15 protein-coding genes are annotated in these 17,087 nt (G+C 46.3%); 9 read left to right on the plus strand and 6 right to left on the minus strand.

What is annotated here, in order from left to right; genetic code table 11:
- The first annotated feature begins 166 nt into the window (after positions 1-166).
- Complete coding sequence (locus QUB20_RS25705) at positions 167-1,909, plus strand: CapA family protein (protein WP_333250501.1); 1,743 nt, start codon at positions 167-169, stop codon at positions 1,907-1,909.
- A gap of 181 nt (positions 1,910-2,090) precedes the next feature.
- On the opposite strand, the gene QUB20_RS25710 is transcribed toward QUB20_RS25705, so the two are convergent.
- Positions 2,091-3,182, minus strand: a complete 1,092-nt coding sequence (locus tag QUB20_RS25710; RefSeq protein ID WP_333250499.1) for a PfkB family carbohydrate kinase — start codon at positions 3,180-3,182, stop codon at positions 2,091-2,093.
- Between the two features lie 286 nt (positions 3,183-3,468).
- Complete coding sequence (locus QUB20_RS25715) at positions 3,469-4,020, minus strand: response regulator (protein ID WP_006635176.1); 552 nt, start codon at positions 4,018-4,020, stop codon at positions 3,469-3,471.
- Between the two features lie 198 nt (positions 4,021-4,218).
- On the opposite strand from QUB20_RS25715, the gene QUB20_RS25720 reads away from it, so the two are divergent.
- Both QUB20_RS25720 and QUB20_RS25725 read left to right on the plus strand, forming a co-directional pair.
- The gene (locus QUB20_RS25720; RefSeq protein ID WP_333250497.1) at positions 4,219-5,223 is read left to right on the plus strand and encodes a lipoyl synthase; all 1,005 of its coding nucleotides are present in this window, start codon (positions 4,219-4,221) and stop codon (positions 5,221-5,223) included.
- A 610-nt stretch (positions 5,224-5,833) separates the two neighbouring features.
- The gene (locus QUB20_RS25725) at positions 5,834-5,980 is read left to right on the plus strand and encodes a photosystem I protein PsaX (protein ID WP_333212667.1); all 147 of its coding nucleotides are present in this window, start codon (positions 5,834-5,836) and stop codon (positions 5,978-5,980) included.
- 379 nt (positions 5,981-6,359) lie between these two features.
- Here the strand turns inward: QUB20_RS25725 and QUB20_RS25730 are convergent, their stop codons facing one another.
- Positions 6,360-6,725 carry a hypothetical protein gene (locus QUB20_RS25730; protein ID WP_333250494.1) on the minus strand — a complete coding sequence of 122 codons (366 nt, stop codon included), beginning with the start codon at positions 6,723-6,725 and terminating at the stop codon, positions 6,360-6,362.
- Between the two features lie 78 nt (positions 6,726-6,803).
- Between QUB20_RS25730 and QUB20_RS25735 the strand changes: the two genes are divergently transcribed.
- Entirely contained in the window at positions 6,804-7,397 is a 594-nt protein-coding gene (locus QUB20_RS25735; RefSeq protein ID WP_333250492.1) for a DJ-1/PfpI family protein, read from the plus strand.
- 157 nt (positions 7,398-7,554) lie between these two features.
- Here the strand turns inward: QUB20_RS25735 and QUB20_RS25740 are convergent, their stop codons facing one another.
- Positions 7,555-8,445, minus strand: coding sequence for a sugar ABC transporter permease (locus QUB20_RS25740; RefSeq protein WP_333250490.1), 891 nt, complete (start codon positions 8,443-8,445; stop codon positions 7,555-7,557).
- A 59-nt stretch (positions 8,446-8,504) separates the two neighbouring features.
- Between QUB20_RS25740 and QUB20_RS25745 the strand changes: the two genes are divergently transcribed.
- From QUB20_RS25745 to QUB20_RS25760, 4 genes are all read left to right on the plus strand, one after another.
- Complete coding sequence (locus QUB20_RS25745) at positions 8,505-9,080, plus strand: GNAT family protein (RefSeq protein ID WP_333250488.1); 576 nt, start codon at positions 8,505-8,507, stop codon at positions 9,078-9,080.
- Between the two features lie 152 nt (positions 9,081-9,232).
- Positions 9,233-9,904 (plus strand): phosphoribosylglycinamide formyltransferase, encoded by a 672-nt coding sequence (gene purN / locus QUB20_RS25750; RefSeq protein ID WP_445299431.1) that lies wholly within the window; start codon positions 9,233-9,235, stop codon positions 9,902-9,904.
- Positions 9,897-10,046, plus strand: coding sequence for a hypothetical protein (locus QUB20_RS25755; protein WP_333250483.1), 150 nt, complete (start codon positions 9,897-9,899; stop codon positions 10,044-10,046). The genes purN and QUB20_RS25755 overlap by 8 nt, the downstream gene beginning before the upstream one ends.
- Before the next feature lie 227 nt (positions 10,047-10,273).
- On the plus strand, positions 10,274-11,308 hold the full coding sequence (locus QUB20_RS25760) for a class I SAM-dependent methyltransferase (RefSeq protein ID WP_333250480.1): 1,035 nt from the start codon (positions 10,274-10,276) through the stop codon (positions 11,306-11,308).
- A gap of 501 nt (positions 11,309-11,809) precedes the next feature.
- Here QUB20_RS25760 and QUB20_RS25765 read toward each other — a convergent pair.
- Positions 11,810-13,933 carry a cytochrome c peroxidase gene (locus tag QUB20_RS25765; RefSeq protein WP_333250478.1) on the minus strand — a complete coding sequence of 708 codons (2,124 nt, stop codon included), beginning with the start codon at positions 13,931-13,933 and terminating at the stop codon, positions 11,810-11,812.
- Positions 13,934-14,250: 317 nt separating this feature from the next.
- Between QUB20_RS25765 and QUB20_RS25770 the strand changes: the two genes are divergently transcribed.
- On the plus strand, positions 14,251-15,531 hold the full coding sequence (locus QUB20_RS25770) for a Calx-beta domain-containing protein (RefSeq protein ID WP_333250476.1): 1,281 nt from the start codon (positions 14,251-14,253) through the stop codon (positions 15,529-15,531).
- Between the two features lie 244 nt (positions 15,532-15,775).
- Here the strand turns inward: QUB20_RS25770 and rlmN are convergent, their stop codons facing one another.
- Positions 15,776-16,891, minus strand: a complete 1,116-nt coding sequence (gene rlmN, locus QUB20_RS25775; RefSeq protein ID WP_333250474.1) for a 23S rRNA (adenine(2503)-C(2))-methyltransferase RlmN — start codon at positions 16,889-16,891, stop codon at positions 15,776-15,778.
- Positions 16,892-17,087: the final 196 nt, after the last annotated feature.

Raw genomic sequence — 17,087 nt, forward strand, 5'->3', positions numbered from 1 at the left:
TCCCGCCCGTCCTTTTTGGACGGGCGGGACGCCCATCCCACTTTCAAGAGTGGAAGTTATTTAATTCTCATTCCTTACTTAAGTTAAATCAATCGGTATTTAATGCTGTGCAGCCAAATTTGATATAAGATCGAGCTAAATTTCTAGTGTGAGAGTAGAGGCGTTTGTGAGCCAACAAGATATTTTAAATTTAGCAAAAGAAGGCGATGCCAGGGCGATCGCATTTCTGATCAGCCAAGCACTCCAAAGCTTCGGCGTCACGGCTAAAGCCAGCCGGGAAAACGACACCCTGCACCTGCTGCTGGAAGCAGAACATTTGCCTGCAGAAGAAGCCTGTCTCCGAGTCGCAGTCAAAGGGTTGCAGCGGCTGCGACCAAATAACCTTTACTCAGTGACAGTTTACGGGCGGCGCGACGGCCAGCAATTGCCCGCTTGGACTCAGACGGTAGAATTAAAAAAACGCTTGACTGCCGCACCCGTGAGTCCGTTAGTTGCCGTGAATGCCGCAGTAGCTGCGAGTGCAGCAGTAGCCGCTAGTGTAGCCGCTTCTCCCATTCCTGTGACTTTGCCCAAGCTAGAAAAAACTCAAAATGTCACAACGGCGCCCACTCAAATACCAGAAAAATCTTCGCCCCAACCCTCTAAAATCCCAACTCCAAAACCCCCAAACCAAAGGCAGCAAAAGCCATCACCCCAGCCAGAATTAGCAGGCACTAAAACTAAAAAATCTGGGCTGTCAGTCGGTGCTCTGAGTCTAATTCTCGTACCGATATCCGGCTTTATGCTGGCTTCTCAACTTTACAAATCCCCAACCACCGCTACTAATAACCCTCCAACGTCAAAGCCTGCGGTACAAGAAGTGAGTTCGACACCCGCAGCCAAACCCCTTCCAGCTCCAAAACCGCCCTCCCCTGCTGCCAAAAAACCTGCCATTGTGCCCGCCACAGTCAGCATCAAAGCAGTTGGTGACATGATCCCCGGCACAAATTATCCCTACAACAAACTGCCGGCAAAAAAAGAGATGTTATTAGAGTCGGTAAAACCGTACCTCAAAGGAGCTGATATTCTGTTTGGCAATTTTGAAAGCACGATGACCAATTATCCTTACAGTTCCAAAGCCGGCGGCGGACGAATGCTGTTTGCCTTTCGGACGCCTCCGAGTTATGCCAAAATCTTCAAAGATGTTGGTTTTGATATTTTGAATATTGCCAACAATCACTCTTACGATTTTCACGAGCAAGGATTTAAGGACACGATTAAAAACATCGACAGCAACGGCATGAAGGCTGTTGGCAAAAGAGATCAAATTGTTTATCAAAATGTCAAGGGTGTGAATTTTGCCTTTATCGGTTTCAGCAACTACGGCGACGTTCACAATTCATTGCTGGAACTGAAAGCGGGAGCAGAAGTTGTCAAAAAAGCCAAGCAAAACGCTGATATTGTAGTGATATCAGTTCATGCTGGCTCTGAAGGAACGGGCGCTCTGAATGTGAGAAATAAAACTGAGTTCTTTTACGGAGAAAACCGGGGAAATATGGTTTTGTTTTCGCGGACGATGATTGATGCGGGAGCGGATTTGATTTTGGGACATGGCCCGCACGTTCCGCGAGCAATGGAACTGTATAAAGGGAAATTGATTGCTTATTCCCTGGGCAATTTTTTGGGTTATCGCACTTTGTCCACAGCAGGAGCACTCGGTCAATCTCTAATTTTGGATGTTAAAATGACTCCGAAAGGGGATTTTGTTTCTGGTAAGATTATCCCCGTCCAACTTGACGGGCGAGGTGTTCCGGCTGTTGATAACAAATTTAGGACTGTGGGGTTGATTAACCGTTTGACAAAGAGCGATTTTCCCAATAGCGGTTTGATAATTGATAACAAGGGGCAAATTTTGAAAAAGAGTAAGTAGTCGTTAGTCATTAGTCATTAGTCAGTAGTCAGTAGTAACAGGTTCCCTGGCTCTGCCTGGGAACCGATATCCAGACGCTTTGCCTCGAAAAGCGATAGGAAAATTGGAGGCTGAGCCTCTGGATCTGCGTTACCAGGCAGAGCCTGGGAACAAGTAATAATCAATCACCTATTACAACTGATTAGTGATCGATCATCGTTTTCAAAGCTTCTTTCATTTCGTCTGCAGTCGTCGTTGCCGTACCGAATTGACGCACGACAATACTAGCCGCTAAATTGCCCAAAACTGCCGCTTCCCAACCAGATGCACCGACGCACAAAGCTAAAGTCATTGCTGCTACAACTGTATCTCCAGCACCGGTTACGTCGAATACATCAGTCTTGTTAAAAGGGGGAATATCCCAACTTTGAATGGCAAATTCCCCCTTTTCACAAATGGATGTTGGAGGGGGTGAATTTTTGATTTCTTCGCCGTTCGCCCTTTCAAACAAAGTCATCCCTTCTTCGCCGCGAGTAATCAGGATTTTTTGAGCTTGAGTTAAGTTCAATAAATCGCGTCCTGCTTGCATTAAAGTTTGAGGGTTTTTGATAGCATATCCGACGGCTTGCTCGGCTTCTGGCAAGTTGGGAGTAAATAACATTGCTCCAGAATATCGCTGCAAATTTATTTGAGCGTCTACAATTGTTTTGCCGGGAACCACTGCCGATTCGATCGCCAAATTCGTCCAAACTCCGTCGCCGTAGTCGGAACAAACCACTGCATCTACTGTCGGTATTTGCTGCCGGATGTAGTCTGCCAATTGCAACTGCAAATCTAAATCCGGCAACTCGTCCGATTTGCGATCGACTCGAACAATTTGCTGAGTCACCGACTGCCGCGCGTGCCCGGAAATTCGAGTTTTGGTGACAGTTGGACGCTGCGAATCGATTAAAATCCCACCCGTATCAATTCCCGCCGCCTCAAAAATACCGCACAAAGCCTTTCCCTGGTCGTCTTTTCCCACCAAACCAGCAACTTTTACTTTGCCTCCCAGTTTGGCTAAATTATAGACAGCATTTGCGCCACCTCCTGGTACTTGCTGAGTATTTTCGTAGCGCAAAATCAGCACAGGTGCTTCGCGGGAAATTCGCTCTACTTGTCCGGTAAGAAACTCGTCCAAGGTCAAATCTCCGATCGCTAATACCTGCGCTTGATCGAAGCAGTCTAATCTTTTCAATAATTGCTCTGTTGAGGCACGCAGTTGAGGCAAAAAATCGGAATAGTCGTTAGTCATTAACCAAAAAAATGAGACTGAGGAGTTGATAATTGAGTGTGGAACGAGCGGGAATTAAAAATCCTAATATAAATTAATAATTAATTTCCTCCCTTGTTTTATTTTTAACTTTTAATTGATTTTCTCACTGGGATTTTGATAAACCAGTTGCAGGCTATTGGCGATCGCACTCGCTCAAACAATTTGGCAAAAAAATGCGGATAAAATCGCAGCCTTTGAGACTCAAATGAAAGTTTCACGGTGTGGAAGTTTCCTTCTACATAAGTGCCTTCAAAAAACAGCAGAATTATTTCAATTTCTGCTTGATGATCGTAATCACCTGAGTCATTTGTTTTTTGAGTGCATCAATTTCCGCTTGCATTTTCGCCATTTTCGCAGTCATCGCCTGAATTTCGGCGGCGCCCGCTCCAGAAGTGGGTGCAGCGGCGGCGGCTGGGGCTTCCGGCACTGGTTTCTTTTTGGCCAGTACCATCGCCGATTTGATTGCCTCGGTTAGCTGCTTCTTCTCAAACGGTTTAGCGATGAATGCAAAAAAATGCTTCTCAAAGGGTTTCGGAATTTTTTCCATCACCTCTTCTTCGCGGCCCGACATGATCACCAAAGGTATCTTAGAAAGCTCAGGATGGGCTTGCACTTTTTGATACACTTCCCAACCGCTGACTTTGGGCAGTAGGAAATCTAACATAATTAGATTTGGCCGGGCTTGACGGATCAGTTTGAGTCCCTCTTCGCCGTCTTTTGCTTCTAGAACTTCAAAGTTACCCTGCGGCAACATCTCTCGGACTCGGACGCGGATGACTTTACTGTCATCGATTACCAAGATTTTTTGACCAGCCACGACTGACTCCTTCAGTAATGAATGAGTGATGATTTGCAACCTTCAGTATATCCCTAACAGAATTCTACCCATAATTCTGGGCGAGTTTAGTTTTGTTGCACGTCGGCGCGATTCTGATTTCGGGTGATACTTCTACAAGTTCAGGGGCTTTGATTTCGGATACGATCGAAGGAATTAACTCAATCGCCACTTAATTTTATGTCGCCCCAAACTCCTAAAACTCCTACTGTCAAAGCAGTTGCCGCCCAAATGCGGGGTGAAATCGAGGCGATGCCGGAGTGGTTGCGTAGGCCCGTTGGCAAAGCTAGCGAACTTTCCGAAGTGCAGAAAATTATCAAACAGCGGCAAATTCACACGATTTGTGAGGAGGGGAGATGTCCCAACCGGGGCGAGTGCTACGCGCAAAAAACGGCGACTTTTTTGTTGATGGGGCCGACTTGCACCCGCGCTTGTGCTTTTTGTCAAGTAGATAAAGGTCATTCTCCGATGCCCCTCGACCCGGAGGAACCGCAAAAGGTGGCGGAGGCTGTGCAGTTGTTGGGTTTGCGCTATGCGGTGCTGACTTCGGTGGCGAGGGATGATTTGCCGGATGGGGGTGCGGGTTGGTTTGCCAGGACGATCGCCCAAATCCGCCTTCTGAACCCGCATACTGAAGTTGAGGTACTGACGCCGGATTTTTGGGGGGGAACAGGTAGGGGCGGTGCCTCCGTGCCCGCCCTCCCCGTGCCCGCCCTCCCCGTTCCCGCCCCCGACGGGGAGAATTCCGGCCTCGATGAGTTGCAGCGAGATCGGATTCGGACTGTGGTGGAGGCTAAACCGGCTTGTTACAACCACAATATTGAGACGGTGCGTCGCTTGCAAGGGCCGGTGCGGAGGGGGGCGAAGTACGATCGCTCGATCGACGTTCTGCGTATTGTTAAGCAATATGACCCAACTATTCCCACCAAATCCGGTTTGATGTTGGGGCACGGGGAAACCGAAGCCGAGATAGTCGAAGCGATGACAGATTTGCGGGAGGCCAAGTGCGATCGGCTCACTCTCGGTCAATACATGAGACCATCTCTAGAGCACCTCCCAGTGCGTAAATACTGGACGCCCGCCGAATTTGACCGTTTCGGGTCGATCGCGCGGGAGATGGGGTTTGAGCGCGTGCGATCGGGGCCTCTCGTCCGCAGTTCCTACCACGCCGGAGAAAACGATTGAAACTAATTTGAATTCAACTCGGTATAAACTTGTTACCAAGAAATTGGGTATAAAGCCCCGTCCTTCTAGGACGGCTTTAATTAATTATCAACTTTTGTTAAGTGTTTTCTTGAACATTCTTGCATTGTGTTCATTGTAGAGTACAATAACTATACTACAGGTAGAATAACCGCCGATACATAAGAGACACCACGCTCAAACGACTGGTCGGAAAACAATAATGGTTAGTGGGTGGCGAAAACCACGAAAAACATAGCTGGGCTAACTAATGTAAGCCAAAATCAGAGACTAAACTTTTTATTTCTAAAATGTACTGTCTAAAATGTACTGTGGGGCACACAGAAACAAGAGAAGCAATTCTCGAAAGCTTGGGGAGACAAACCCTCGCGAGGCTATCTAAATTAAGCTCGATATTTGGTTCTTTTGAACGGATACCTGGTTTAAACACTGCCGCAAGGATAGATAGTTTTAAGGTATGTCGCAGAACCAAGAATCCCCTCGCCTTCAGGCAGGGGAGTGTCAAAAAAAATAACTCTAGAGGATTGTGCATAAGTGCGACGCTCTCTGGTATTTGTAAAGAGAGTGACATTATCAATTAGGAGCTTTACCTATGCCAGAGATAGCGAAGAACCAATTAAAATCCGACTCCGTGATGAAAACGGGCAAATTCCCTTACACATTTCGCGCAGGCTGGTTTCTGTTGTTGTTAGCCATCAATTTTGTGGTTGCAGCCTATTATTTCCATATCATTGAATAGTTCTGCAAGTTAACTTTTAGCAGACCCTGCTGTTCTCGACCTCAACGTCGGAGAATGGGAGAGAAGGAGAGGGAAGAGGCAGAGAGTTTTGAGTTTTGAGTTGGGGATAATATGACTTCATCCTTCTAACTAATGACTACTGACTTCTTCCCTCTTCCCTTGAACCTCTTCCTTCTGACCAATGACCAATGACCAATGACTAATGACCGAAAGCATCCAGAATACCCGCCACGTGATTCATTCCTTCGGAGACTCAGGACGGAAAAATAAAAAATGTGTATCCGATGAAACTTGCCCCCCGAATTTATCTCGCGCAAGTCAATGCTTCAATTCTAAAATCTAAAATCTAAAATCTAAAATCTAAAATCGATTGACTTCTCTAGCGATTTCTCGACGCTTCTAGCTTTGACAACCGCTCTTGAATTTTAATAACATCTTGCTTAGTTTCAATTGCCAAAGTTGCTAAATTATCAAACATCGGGTCTCCCGACAGCGTTCTAGGATTGGTGCGACCAGAACCGGAAGGGGAAGGAGACTGAGGTCGGTTAAGTCTAGAACCTTGGTTCTGCAAGCTGTATATTTGTCCCCTGAGTTCAGAAATTTGCCTTTCTAATTGAGTAATGCGAAACTCTAATTGAGTTGTGGATTGAGCGGGCGTGACAATTGGCGCTACAGCAATTGCTAAGGCGCAAGCCACACACAAAAGAAAAATTTTTATGGCGCGATGGCGAATATTTTTCGGCATAGCTTTAATAATTTAAATTATATCAGTTCTACGATAACAAATCGCCGAGATTTTTTGCCTCTATCAGAAGTAGGTCTTATGGCCACTAGGAAGGTAGCTATTTTAATATTCGATGATGTCGAGGTACTGGACTTTGCAGGCCCTTTTGAAGTGTTTTCGGTGACATCAGAATTAAGTAAGGGCGAGCGACCTTTTGCAGTCTCTACCGTAGCCGAACATCCCGGTGCTGTCAAAACCCGCAATGGTTTGAGCGTAAATCCCAACTGCACCATTTCCGATTGTCCGCCACCGGATATTTTAATTGTACCGGGAGGACAAGGTACAAGAAAGTTAATCTATAATTCAGCAGTTATTAATTGGATAAAAGATTGTGCGCGAACAGCAGAATTAGTGCTTTCTGTCTGTACGGGTTCGCTGCTTTTGGCAAAAGCTGGTTTGTTGGAAGGTTTAGCAGCAACTACCCACCATCAAGTATTGGATTTATTGAGAGAATTAGCTCCCAACACAACTATTATCGAAAATCAGCGATTTGTAGATAACGGCAAAATCATCACTTCTGGGGGAATTGCTGCGGGAATTGATATGTCTCTGCACGTTGTCGGCAAACTTTTGGGTACAGCACAAGCTCAACAAACAGCAGAGTACATGGAATATAAAATTGGGAATGGGTAATTGGGCATTGGGCATCGGGCATTGGGCATCGGGCATTGGGCATTGTTAATTGTATAATTTGCGCGTTGGGGCGGGTTTTACCAACCATAATTGCCTACAACAAACAATTCGGTAAACCCGCCCCGCCCATACACGAAGGATGCTACTGGACGTGATATCAAGCATCTTCGCCCCACACTTTTAGTTGTAAATAGACTAATATCAAAGCTATAGCCATCAGGAAAGTTGCCGCTGCGGCTGCATAGCCAAAATCAAATTGCGAAAAAGCTTGCTCGTAAATATAATAAACTAGCAAATTAGTAGAGTTTAAAGGGCCGCCGCCGGTGATGACGTAAACTTGCTCGAAACTCCGCAGGGTAAAAATAGCAGTAGTGACGGTAGCAAATACTAAAGTCGGCCGCAAACCGGGTAAAGTGATGTACAAAAATTGCTGCCAAGCATTAGCTCCATCCAATTCTGCCGCTTCGTAACGATTTACCGGAATTGCTTGCAATCCTGCTAAAAATACTACCATATTAAAGCCTAATTGTTTCCAAACACTGAGCAGAATTATCACTGGCATTGCCCAAACTGTGCTGCTAAGCCAAGGAATTGGATTTAAGCCGATCGCACTTAGCGCATTATTCACCGGGCCTTCGGTTTGAAACAACCACCGCCAACCCAAGCCAACTGCAACTAAAGAGGTAATCGAAGGAATAAAATAAGCGGTGCGGAGAGCTCCTCGCCAAGCAAACGAGCGATTTAGCAAAACTGCTAAGCCCAATGGAATCACTAAACTGGGAATGACTGTTGCAGTAGTAAAATAGAGCGTATTTTGGAGAATTTGCCAGAAATCCGGGTTTGTGACTAGACGCCAGTAGTTGTTGAAGCCAATCCAACGCAATCCCGACTGGGTAAAGCTGCCGCTGGTAAAGCTGAGGTAAAATAAATAGGCGATCGGCCAAATCAAAAAAGTACCCAGAAACAGCAAAGCTGGGGTCAGAAAAGTCCAAGCTGCGATCGCATCATTATCCAACCAGTTAAAACGCCCAAATTTAATCCGAACCATTGGCTTGTAAATTTTAGCTTTTAGTTTTAAATGGTATCACAATATAGGTCAATTTCACAATGAATCTTCTCGATATATTAGCCAATTTACCCACGATAGAAACTGAGAGACTGCTGCTGAGGAAAATTACTTTAAACGATGCCAGCGATATGTTTGAGTATGGTTTAGATCCCGAAGTGTCAAAATACACAACCTGGTCAACTCATACCTCAATCGAAGACACTAAGTATTTTATAAAATCGCTGCTAAAAATGTACAAAAAACGAGAACTTGTGGATTGGGGGATAGTTCACAAAGCCGATAACAAATTTATCGGTACTTGCGGATATGTGGGATGGAGCATGACACACAGTCGCGCTGAAATGGGATACGCGATTTCTCGAAAATATTGGAATCAAGGATATATGAGCGAGGCTGTCAATGCAATCATGGAGTTCGGGTTTCGGGAAATGCTGTTGAATAGAATTGAGGCTAAATGTAAAGTTAGCAATATTGGATCGGCGCGCGTAATGGAAAAAGTGGGGATGCAATTGGAAGGAATATTGCGACAGCAGATATTTGTCAAAGGCGAATACTGGGATCTCAAAATTTATTCGATTCTCAGGGATGATTTTTTTGCCGCTCGACCAGATTAGCACTCGTTATATCAATTCCGGCTGCGCCGGAATGATAAGCTTTCGACACGGCACTGCCGTGTCCTGATTTCGGTCGGGCCATATTAATTCCGATGTTACCGAAATTGATATTACAGGTGGTACAATTTTGAGAGCAAACTAAAAATTTTATGATAACAGCAAATACCAATTCCAGAGATTGTTTGATTGTCCCCGCAATTCCTGCCGCCAAAGTCGAAAAAGATGCTTCTCTTAGTAAGCCCTTAAAATTAGGAGTTTTAGCATCAGGAAGCGGCAGCAACTTCGAGGTAATTGCCCAAGCCATCCAAAACCAACAACTCAACGCTCAAATCCCAGTATTAATTTACAACAACCCCGAAGCCAAAGCCGCAGCCAGAGCAGAAAAATACGGCATTCCCTCGATTCTTCTCAATCACCGCGACTGCAAAAGTCGCGAAGAATTAGATACAAAAATTGTCAAAACTTTTCAAGAATATGATGTAGAATGGGTAGTGATGGCGGGTTGGATGCGAATTGTTACCGAAGTTTTATTTGATGCTTTTCCCGATCGCGTTATTAACATTCACCCCAGCTTACTGCCGAGTTTCCCAGGAATTCGCGCCGTCGAGCAAGCACTGGCCGCTAAGGTTAAAATCACCGGATGTACGGTGCATATTGCCCGTTTAGAAGTAGACAGCGGGCCGATTTTAATGCAGGCTGCGGTGCCGGTATTGCCTGACGATACCGCAGAAACGCTGCACGCTCGAATTCAGGTGCAAGAGCACAAGATTATGCTCGGTGCGATCGCACTTATTGCTGAATCTAATCAAAAATATTGTGACTAAAAACCTTACCAGTGCTGCATCTATCCCCGCATTGCCCGTCAGCGAATCACCCGACACAGGCCCGTCGCTGACTCCGCCCAAAAACGGAGAGTTGCGAATGACTTACAGCATATTCCATTTATATGTGGTACACATAATCTGATGGCCCGTGTAAGGTGCGTCGCCACCCGTCAATCTGTAAGTTATATCCAATATCTCGTAGCGACGCACCCTACAGATTAACAGCACACAATTAAGGTTTCTACTGTACTTCATAAACCTGGAATATGCTGTAAGTGCTGCAAAGATAAAAATTTTAGAGTCTTGTTCTAGGTTCCCGATTCAATGCGAGAGTCAATCTAAAATCTAAAATCTAAAATCTAAAATCGAATGATAGACTCGAATCGCCTGAAATTAATTCTCAAAGAAAGGCTCAAAAAGAACATCGGCCTCAAGGGAGAATTCTATCTGCCTTGCTTGCCATCGATGCTAGACGACTATCTTAAATTACTGTCAGACTTCTTAAACATTCTCGGACAAAACATCGACGCTGCCCAAGCCGAAAACTTGCGAACATTAATCGCCAACGCCTTAGCAGAAGGATTCAAAAATTCCCCCCACGCTAATCTAATAGTCTCATACTTTCCTGCCAATTCCCAAACCGGTTTAGCCGGCGGCATTACTCTGAATACCAAGATTCAAGTCGAATCAATGGCCCAGAAATATCATAGCTGGCCGGATATTCGCCCCGAACCTTTATTCGGCAGCCATCCCGATGCCAAAGTCATCGCCATTGCCGCCGAATTAGGCGAACCGGGAAAAGCACCTATTTTAGATGTCGGTGCGGGCCCGGGGCGCAATAGTCTGCCTTTAGCAAGGTTAGGTCATTCCGTGGATGCGATCGAACTAACACCCATATTTGCCGAGAAACTATCAGCAGCAGCCACCGCCGAAAACTTGCCGATAAATGTCACCCAAGGCGACGTTTTAGACCCATTATTGAGAATGAAAACTTATCGGTACAAATTAGCGATTGCTACCGAAGTTCTCTCTCACTTCCGCTACCCCGAACAAATTCGTCTTTTCCTCGGCAAAATGTCCGATGCCGTGTTAAGCGGCGGGTTTATCTTATTCAGCACTTTCTTAGCTGTAGATGGGTACGAACCCGATGAGATGGCAAAACAAATGTCTGAATTGTGTTGGTCTTATCTGATTACCAGACAAGAATTGCAAGCAGCAATAGAGGGTTTGCCGTTAGAAATTATTTCCGATGAATCTGTGATTGAATACGAACAAAAACATTTGCCTGAGTCGGCGTGGCCGCCGACACCTTGGTTTGTCAGTTGGGCTAGCGGGCGAGATTTATTTCCGGTGCAAGAAACACCGCCGTTAGAGTTGCGGTGGATACTTGTTAAACGCTTGTAGAGTGTATTGTTTTAGCTGAATTTTTAGGTAAAAATTGTCGAAATTTGTCCGAGGTTTGGGCGAGGATACTTTTGTCTTGGAAATCGGCGAGAATCTGCTGTATTATCTCGAATTTTGTTAAAGGTCAGGATTTTATATACGGCTTGCCGAATAAAGTGAAAAAGGAGACGCGGCGTTGGGTTGTCTGACCGAAAAAAGGTTCCCGAATGAAAAAAAAATAGCGATATAATGCCTCAAAACTTGTGCATCACCGGCAACCATGTACCGAAAAGTTGAGCAAGCTCTTTGTGGCTTCTGCTAAGCTCGTTCCGCCTCCACACTCGCTGATGAATACAAAATCCCCAACCTCTTAAAGAGGTTGGGGATTTTAACGGTTAAGTTGAGGACTCAAAGCGGATTGCGATAGATTTCACGATCGCTCGCAGGGGTTTTCTCAGGCTTCAACCGCGAAAATCGCCTGCTAATCCCCTTTAAAGCGGTGTTCAATACCGCAGGAAATCATTACTTAGTGACACACATATATCCTCCGGTCACAAACTTAGGTGTTGAGCCTGGTGGACAGTCTTCCTCAGTAATGCTTCCCTCAAGTGGATTCCTTGATGATGGCGGAGTAGATTGCGGAGTAATCGTTGTCGTCGATCGCTCCGAGGAAACGCCCAAGAAGTTTGGTTGAGGAACAGTAGTCCCGTTCCGACCCACCGCAGGCAACTCTAGCAATGTTGTTGTCGCTTGCCCTGTGCCATCATTGGTCACGGCGTTCTGATCTCCGGGATGCCCATTCGTAATAAACAGTTGTGGATGATCGAACGGGGCACGCTCATAGCGAACGCGATCGTCCGTCAGAGATTCCATGAATAGGACCAAAGACGTTTTCTGTTCCTCGGTGAGGTTTAGGTTTTGGATGCCAATATCCACATTGTCAATGTTGTTCTCACGAAAATCCCCGCCTCGATTGTAGAAATCAACGACCTCTCGCAAGGTGAGTTGCCCACCGTTGTGGAAGTAGGGAGCCGTCAACTCAATATTCCGCAGTCCAGGCGTTTTGAATGCACCGTCTGCTGTAATGCGTTCATCTGCACCGACGGGTATATTTGGAGTTGCATTTAGTAATGACGGAAAGAGTCCTCGCGCAGCTAGCCGCGATTCTGAAAGGGGATTGCCGAAAGGATCATTGGCGCCCACGCCCAAGTCTTCCCCAGTCGGTCGAACGGCAATATTGTAGAAGGCATTGTCATAGACAGCTTGTCCAGTATTTCCCACCCTCATCCGTCTGAGCCGTTGCTCCTGCACATTTTTGACGGAGGCGTTGGTAAATTCAGCCCCACCGTGACAGAAGACACACCCCGCTCTACCTTCAAACAGATCCTTGCCTTGCTTTTGCTGTACAGTCAGCGCGTTGCTGTTTCCCTCCATAAATTGATCGAAGGGTGAATCGTTAGAAATCAAGGTGGACTCGTACAGTTGAATCGCTAATCCGAAAAACAATGAGAAGTTGTAGTCCATCAGTGTAAACTCATCGGTTGCCAACGCTCCCTGCGGCTGCTTGAAAGACCGAGTTCCTGTAGCATCAACCTTGATGATTTGCTTCGAGTCCCACCACTCCGGCTTAAACGCATCCTCAATCATTTTTTCGTAACTTTTGTCTTTGAGTCCGGGCTGGGGCCAACGGCTCAAGCTGCCCAAAACGCTGTCTTCGGGATGGACAAGCTGTTTCCCAAGCGGCCGTAGCTGTTTGAGCTTTTTACCTGTCTCTCTAGGCAGCTTTTTGACTTTAATCCGATCGAACTTCTGCCCGATATCCGGAAATACCCGACCCGTTGCGGATTCTTCCACAGAGCTTAGCGGTGGGCCCACTGCCTGCGACGCCAGCGATGAATTCTTCAGGCTAATTTTCACCTGCTGCAGAGGGGATTGCTTTGTGGGTGCTTTCAGGACAAAGGCACCGGGGTCTCTTGACCCAAACGGATTCACACCATTAAATTCGTTTTGGGCGCGTCCGTCCCAAAAGTTGCGGAAGTTATACACAGCGTTAATTGTGCTGGGCGTGTTGCGCTCTGTTACCTGACCCACGTTGATGCCCTGCACCTTAAAGACCGGATCTGGCTGAACCTCTACCTTATCGACCGCACTACCAGGGACAATATCGATGAATTTTGTCTGACTTACCCCTTGAGATCCTGCAACATCGTTGGTGTCAGCTAGAACTTGCGAGAAGCGATCGTTCGGGTCTGCCAGCTTGTGGAACGGAAAGTCCGCTGGCAGCAGCACAGAGTTGGGACCCTTACCTGCATTAAACGTAATGTCTGGATCTGGCTCACCGCTTGCATTTACCCGCAACAGCCCTGGGCTGAGCTGGTTCTTAGCACGAGTATCAACTCCAGCGTGAAAGTGGCAACTGGCGCAAGACTGATTTCCGTTGCTGCCAACCTGCAAATCCCAGAACAGCGATTTTCCTAAAGCAATTGCAGCCGGTTTGTCTTTGACGAATTCTCCTAAGTTTGGTGGCTCAGGGACTGCTACGGTTTTCAGCGAAGCCAGTGGATTAGGCGGTCTGGGAGGACCGACTTGAGCCGATGCTGTGTGTCCGGCTAAGATGGCAACAGCGACAACTGTAGCGATTGCCATAATGTGGTTTGTTCCCTTAAGCAGCCTTGCTACCAACCGAAATAGATTGGTTAGATGTATCCAAATGAAATTTTTCAACATTTTGCTTATTTGTTTGGCTCATAAATTCATTTGTCCAAAACTAAGTCCTCAAATGCTTGAATAGCATTCTGATCGTAAACTTGAGATTGTAGCACCGGGAACCTTTAATTTCTGTAGCGCTGCTTACAGGGTTAATGAAAACGACACAACCCCAACAATTGCAGTTAATGATAAGTAGGTAGGCGCTGTAAAACACAATTATGTAAATAATTGTAAAGTATCTAAATGCCCTAAGCGTGGCTAAGTTAGCCCTGTTTACATACTGTTACATAGCTCGGCTTAATCCCGCTTACCTACTTACAGGTGGAACCAATCTTTCCGCCTCTGTGAGTTACGGTACTGCTGACAGTAGCGCCACCGCCGGAAGTGATTACACTGCTACGTCGGGTACGTTAAACTTTCTCTCTGGCGAAACTAGCAAAACTTTCACTATTCCCATCACTCAGGACACCTTAGTAGAAGGGAATGAAACTGTCAATCTCAGTTTGACAAATGCCACAAATAATGCGAGTTTGGGAAATCAAAATACGGCGATTTTGACGATCGTAGATACAACGCCAACACCCACACCAACTCCCACGCCAACTCCCACACCAACGCCTACAGGTACGCCCGCACCCGATCCAAACTGCATTGGCGATCGCATTGAAAGGCCAAATCTCGATCGACCAAATCCAGTTGATAATATTATCAACGGCAATTCCGGCATCCTAATCGGTACTCCTAGAAATGACGGTTACTTTGGCAGCAACAGTCCCAATATATTCGATGCCAAAGCAGGTAACGACAACCTAATTGGTGGCAACAGCCCAGACATTTTCAACGGCAACGAAGGCAACGACTTCATCAATGGAAATAGCGGAAATGATATCCTACTTGGCGGCAAAGGTAACGACATCATTATCGGCGGTGAAGACGAGGATCTCATCTTCGGAGATAAGGGGAATGATTCGATTAACGGTAAAGAGGGCAATGACTTCATTTATGGCAATGCAGGCGTCAACTTTATCGATGGTGGCAAAGGAAACGATATCCTAATTGGCGGCAAAGATAGCGATGCGATTGTCGGAAGTCAAGGCAGTGATTCTATCTTCGGACAATTTGGAGATGACACTCTGTGCGGGGATGCTGGCAACGATTTACTCTGTGGCAACGAGAATAATGACCTCATAGATGGCGGTGCTGGAAATGATACAATTTATGGCGGTGAAAACAGCGACACCCTCCTCGGTTGTACTGGCAGCGATTTATTGTTCGGAGATTTAGGAGATGACAGCTTGATTGGCGGGCTGGGCAATGACACGTTTGCGATCGGCAACAATCTCGGAATCGATATTATTTCCGACTTTGTTAAAGGCGAAGATGTGTTGGGATTGTCTCGCGGCTTGAGTTTCAACCAATTGGAAATTAGTCAGAGTAATAACAGCGCTTTGATTAAGGTGAATGGAATTGCGATCGCCTCTTTAACTGGAGTCAATGCTTCCCTAATTGATGTTAACGATTTCCGAACAGTTTAACCACAGTAATAGGATGCCCCGGATCGTAGTTTCTCAATCATTGAGAAACTACGATCCGGGGCATCCTACGACAATAATTTTTGGCGGTTAAAAACCAATACGGTTCAGTTAACACTGCTAATTCCCCGGAGATCCCTTGCAGCATCCCCCGAATCGTTGCGGGGACTTTCACCCCCCCTTTCCCCCCTTTTTTTAGGGTGGCTAGGGGGGATTTGTTTTATCTGAACCGTATTGGGTTAAAAACCTAAGCCTCCACCTCGGATGCCCGCAATTGTCCGCAGGCTGCATCTGCTTCTAAGCCGCGAGAATACCGCACGCTAACTGCAATTTTCTTTTCCTTCAAAGTCGCAACGAAACTGTTAATTCGATTGGGAGTCGGTCGCTTATATTCAGCTTCCTGAATCGGATTGTAAGGAATCAAATTGACGTGACACTGAAAACCGCGCAACTGACTAGCCAACTCGGCTGCGTGTTCCGGCAAGTCATTCACACCTGCTAAAAGTACGTATTCAAAACTTAATCTGCGTCCAGTCGATCGCACATATTCCCGACATTCTGCTATTAACTCACCTAAAGGATAAGGGCGGGCGCTAGGAATTAACTCTTCGCGCAATCTTTGATTGGAAGCGTGGAGGCTGACGGCGAGGGTAACTTGCAGTTGATGTTCAGCTAGTTGGCTGATGCGATTGCGAATTCCTACTGTAGAAATGGTGATGTTTCGCTGTCCAATTCCTACGTCTTGATTCAAACACTTGACAGCAGCTACAACATTATCGAAATTCAGCAGGGGTTCGCCCATTCCCATAAATACTATGTGGCTGACTCGGCGGCCGAAATCTTGCTGTACTGTCAAGACTTGATCGACGATTTCGTGTTTTTCTAAATTGCGCTTGAAACCGCCTTTTCCGGTAGCGCAAAAGTCGCAGCCCATCGCGCAGCCAACTTGGGCTGAGACGCACACAGTCAGCCGTTTATCGGTGGGAATGCCGACTGTTTCAATGATTTGACCGTCTGCCAATTTTAAGAGATACTTTACCGTGGCGTCTGGTGCGACCGATCGATAGTGAATTGTCGATCGCCCGATCGGAATTTTAGCAACAGTCTCGCGCCACTGCTTCGAGAATACAGAAATGTCAGAGATCGATCGCGCACCTCTCTCATAAATCCACTGGTACAACTGCTTTCCCCGATAAGCAGGTTGCCCGTTTTGCTGCACCCACTCCGTTAACTCAGCCAAACTCGCCCCCAACAGAGGTGGAATTTTACCCGACTCAACAGCCAAAGCAGCAGTCTTGCGAGACTGATTCGCACCCTTGGAATTACCAGAAGAGTACACCTGAGAAACGGAAGTAGGAGACATAGGTCATTAGAAAATTTAAAGCCATCCTCCATATTAAAACTTCTCGACCAAAACTGCCGTTAATCCTCAAAAAGGCACTTATGTAAAAGGCAGAAGGCGGAATCTCGATCCCCCTAAATCCCCCTTAAGAAGCAGGGTGGATTAATTGTCCCCAAGTAAATTATAATAGTCGAGCGCGAGCGGCTCGAGTCCGCTC

It is taken from the genome of Microcoleus sp. B4-C2 (genome assembly GCF_036705265.1).
Lineage (GTDB): Bacteria > Cyanobacteriota > Cyanobacteriia > Cyanobacteriales > Microcoleaceae > Microcoleus.